The sequence below is a fragment of the Nostoc sp. genome (assembly GCF_054880495.1).
In genome coordinates this window covers 1-4,169 of the sequence record NZ_JBTYKD010000128.1, presented here as the reverse complement: position 1 = coordinate 4,169, position 4,169 = coordinate 1, and the positions used below count along the sequence as shown (strand labels likewise).

Sequence of the window (4,169 nt, the reverse complement as noted above, 5' to 3'; positions counted from 1 at the left end):
AGGATTTTTTTCTTGAGCGGTTTACAATTAAACATGAAAAAATTGTTAATCACCGGAGCAAGTGGTTTTTTAGGATGGCATCTTTGCCAGCTTGCAAAACAAGAATGGGAAGTTTATGGTACTTATTTTTCCCATTTTCTAGAAATTCCTGGCATCAAAATGCTAAAAGTGAACTTAACAGATTTTCAGGAATTGCAGCGCATATTTAGCGATATAAAACCAACAGCAGTTATTCATACTGCTGCACATTCGCAACCAAATTTTTGTCAAACCCACCCCGAAGAATCGCACGCAATTAACGTCACAGCATCCTGTAATATTGCCGGACTGTGTGCAGATAATTCTATTCCTTGTGCTTTTACCTCAAGCGACTTAGTTTTTGATGGCTTAAATGCCCCCTATCGAGAAACAGATGCAGTGTGTCCTGTCAATCTTTACGGTGAGCAAAAAGCGATCGCAGAAGCAGATATGCTAGAAAGGTATCCGATGACCGCAGTCTGTCGAATGCCGTTGATGTTTGGTGGAGCAACACCCACAGCAAAAAGCTTTATTCAGCCATTTATTCAAACTTTACAAGCCGAACAAGAACTAAGTTTATTTATAGATGAATTTCGCACACCAGTAAGTGGAACATCTGCCGCCAAAGGACTTTTATTAGCATTAGAAAAAGTTAACGGCATTATTCATTTAGGTGGCAAAGAGCGGATTTCGCGTTATGATTTTGGACAGCTATTAGTGGAAGTATTTCAACTTACCGCCACCGGACTTAAATCCTGCCGACAACAAGATGTGAAAATGGCAGCACCTAGACCAGCAGATGTTTCTTTGGATAGTTCCAAAGCATTTGCATTGGGATATCAGCCTTTATCTTTACGAAAAGAATTGCAGGAGTTAATCAATAGTCAATAATCAGATTGTATTTGTTGTGTAGTTAACCAGTGACGGAAGCTGGAATGATAGAGACTATAATGGATTTGTCCGTCAATTTGTTCTTGGTGTAAAAATTCAAGCCAACTTTCTAGAACTTCCTCAACTTCGTATTCATCTGTATTGATTATATTAGCGATAGCATCTACAGATATTGCTTTTTGTTGCTGTATTAAGACGTTTAACACATCTGTGCTATGTTCCGTTCCTAGTTCGGGTAGAATCATTTTGTGTAAATGCTGCTGATAATATGCTTCTAAACCAGACGGAAGTTGATTGTACTCGAAAGGTTCAGGGTAGAAATTTTCTGTGTTAGCGAAGCTTACCGAAGGTATCGCACCTACGATCTGGCTAACATACATAAAATTATTTTCGCTCAAAGTGGTGATGCGATGCCCAACGGCAAGCTGCTCCGCATCTACGCAGAATTCTTGCTCACTAATCTGGTGATTACTCAGCCAAGATTTAAGATTTGACCTCTCCCCCAACCCCTCCCCTACAAGGGGAGGGGAGTAATCTTGTCCCCCCCTTCCCTCGTAGGGAAGGGGGGTTAGGGGGGTTAGGTAATTTTGAATATATGCTTGGATATCTTGGCGATTTTCTTCTGGATAATCTGCTAAATCAAGACTTTGCGACGACGTTTCAATTAATAAACCCGATTTCTCCCGTAAAAAAGGTCTACGAGTGAGGAGAAAATAGACCCCATCCGGGAGATAGCGGGGGAGGTAAAACAGATTTGTACCAGGTGGTTGGCTATTGCGGTCAATGCAATTCAACCCATCAATGGCAATTATCAGTTTTTGATGAGGTTCTAACTCATCACTGATTTGCTGGAGGAGAAGAGACAAAAACCAACTCCCCTCAGTCGCATTATCTGAAACTCCCCCTAACTGGGAAAAATCTTGCTCCCTCCTCGCTTGCGGGGAGGGTTGGGGTGGGGTGCTTAAATTATGCAACCAGTCGATTAACTGAGTACAAACAACTTTGAGAAATTCGTCAGCACGATTTTTACCCTCAAGTTCGGCATTGTAATAAATAACTTGAGGATTGTTTGTCACATATTTGGCGAGGATGGCACTTTTACCGCTACCGGGTACGCCAATGATAGTGAAGTAACCTTGGTTATGGCGGTGGAGAAAGTTGTTAATAGCCGTGAAGACAAATTCACGACCGACAAAGTTGTGGCTTTTTTCTTGAATGATTTGCTCAAACTCCGTTGGATGTCCTCTGGAATTGATTGCAGTGGGTGGTTTGGGTGGTGAGTTCATAATTTTGGAGAATAATTAAAAGATGACGCAACACTAGAGGTAACTATTGAAGTTTGGTTAGTAGATATTAACGAGCAAATTGTGGAAGTTTATCAACAACCAACAGCCGCAAGATATCAGCTTATGCAAAAGTTCGCTAGCGGTCAAACTTTATCAATTAAAGCTTTCCCTAATGTAAACATTACCGTCAATGAAATCTTTGGCAGGTAAAATTACTTCTCGCCTCATTTCCCTTTCATCCCTTCAAGACACAAAAAATGCACCCTACCTGATTGTTCACCTGCGACCATTGTCATGCCATCCTCTGCTACTGCACAGCAAATAATCGGATATTCTCCTGTGAAAGTAGTAATTATCTCGCAAGTTTCCAGATTCCAGACTTTGAGGTTATAATCTCTTGAACCAGAAATCACCTGCTTGCCATTAGGGGTAACGACAATTGCATTTACCCTGTCAGTATGACCTTTGAGGGTGAATTGTTCATTTCCGGATTCCAGATTCCAGACTTTGAGGGTATTGTCATGGGAAGCGGAAATCACCTGCTTACCATTGGGGGTGACGGCAACTGCATTTACCCTATCACCATTAAGGGTGACGGTGGCTGTATTTACCCTGTCACTATGTCCTTGAAGGGTGAATTGTTCCTTTCCAGATTTCAGATTCCAGACTTTGAGGGTTTTGTCATCGGAAGTGGAAATCACCTGCTTGCCATTGGGGGAGATGGCAACTGCATTTACTCTGTCACTATGTCCTTGGAGGGTGAATTGTTCCTTTCCGGTTTCCAAATTCCAGACTTTGAGGGTGCTGTCATCGGAACCGGAAATCACCTGCTTGCCATTAGGGGTGATGGCGACTGCATTTACCAGAGAACTATGTCCTTGGAGGGTGAATTGTTCCTTTGCGGTTTCCAAATTCCAGACTTTGAGAGTTTTGTCATCGGAAGCGGAAATTACCTGTTTGCCATTGGGGGAGATGGCAACTGCATTTACCAGAGAACTATGTCCTTGGAGGGTGAATTGTAATTTTCCAGTTTCCAGATTCCAGATTTTGAGAGTTTTGTCATCGGAAGCGGAAATCACCTGCTTGCCATTGGAAGTGATGGCAACTGCATTTACCCTATAACTATGACTATTGAAGGTGAATTGTTCCTCTCCAGTTTCCAGATTCCAGATTTTGAGGGTTTTGTCATCGGAAGCGGAAATCACTTGCTTGCTACTGTGGGTGACAGCGACTGCATTTACCAGAGAACTATGACCGTTGAAGGTGAATTGTTCCTCTCCAGTTTCCAGATTCCAGATTTTGAGAGTTTTGTCAGAGGAAGCGGAAATAATCTGCTTGCCATTGGGGGAGATGGCGACTGCATTTACCGAACCACTATGATTATCGAGGGTGAATTGTAATTTTCCATAAACTAGATTCCAGATTTTGAGGGTGTTGTCATATGAACCAGAAATCACCTGCTTGCCATTGGGGGAGATGGCGACTGCATTTACTAAAGAACTATGTCCTTGGAGGATGAATTGTTCCTTTCCAGATTCCAGATTCCAGACTTTGAGGGTTTTGTCATATGAAGCGGAAATCACCTGCTTGCCATTGGGGGAGATGGCAACTGCATTTACTCTGTCACTATGTCCTTGGAGGGTGAATTGTAATTTTCCAGATTCCAGATTCCAGACTTTGAGAGTGTTGTCATCGGAAGCGGAAATCATCTGCTTGCCATTGGGGGTGATGGCGACTGCATTTACCCTGTCACTATGACCATTGAATGTGAATTGTTCCTTTCCGGTTTCCAAATTCCAGACTTTGAGAGTTTTGTCATCGGAAGCGGAAATTACCTGCTTGCCATCAGGTGTGTTAGCGACTGCATTTACCAGAGAATTATGACCATTGAATGTGAATTGTTCCTTTCCGGTTTCCAAATTCCAGACTTTGAGAGTTTTGTCATCGGAAGCGGAAATTACCTGCTTGCCATCA

3 protein-coding genes and 1 pseudogene are annotated in these 4,169 nt (G+C 42.5%); 2 read left to right on the top strand and 2 right to left on the bottom strand.

Going from position 1 to position 4,169, the window contains the following annotated elements:
* Nucleotides 1-33: 33 nt before the first annotated feature.
* Nucleotides 34-909 (top strand): SDR family oxidoreductase, encoded by an 876-nt coding sequence (locus ACYTXL_RS13745; RefSeq protein WP_461925243.1) that lies wholly within the window; start codon nucleotides 34-36, stop codon nucleotides 907-909.
* On the opposite strand, the gene ACYTXL_RS13740 is transcribed toward ACYTXL_RS13745, so the two are convergent.
* Nucleotides 903-2,195 (bottom strand): ATP-binding protein, encoded by a 1,293-nt coding sequence (locus ACYTXL_RS13740; RefSeq protein ID WP_461925242.1) that lies wholly within the window; start codon nucleotides 2,193-2,195, stop codon nucleotides 903-905. The genes ACYTXL_RS13745 and ACYTXL_RS13740 overlap by 7 nt on opposite strands.
* Nucleotides 2,196-2,240: 45 nt before the next feature.
* Between ACYTXL_RS13740 and ACYTXL_RS13735 the strand changes: the two are divergent.
* Nucleotides 2,241-2,405 (top strand): annotated as a pseudogene (locus ACYTXL_RS13735) (Uma2 family endonuclease); the annotation flags it as partial.
* 14 nt (nucleotides 2,406-2,419) lie between these two features.
* Here the strand turns inward: ACYTXL_RS13735 and ACYTXL_RS13730 are convergent.
* On the bottom strand, nucleotides 2,420-4,169 hold a 1,750-nt coding region (locus ACYTXL_RS13730; protein ID WP_461925241.1), incomplete at its 5' end, for a WD40 repeat domain-containing protein.

Excerpts from the sequence above, each read along its gene's own strand:
- ACYTXL_RS13745 (WP_461925243.1), top strand. The coding sequence starts at position 34 with ATGAAAAAATTGTTAATCACCGGAGCAAGTGGTTTTTTAGGATGGCAT.
- ACYTXL_RS13740 (WP_461925242.1), bottom strand. The coding sequence starts at position 2,195 with ATGAACTCACCACCCAAACCACCCACTGCAATCAATTCCAGAGGACAT.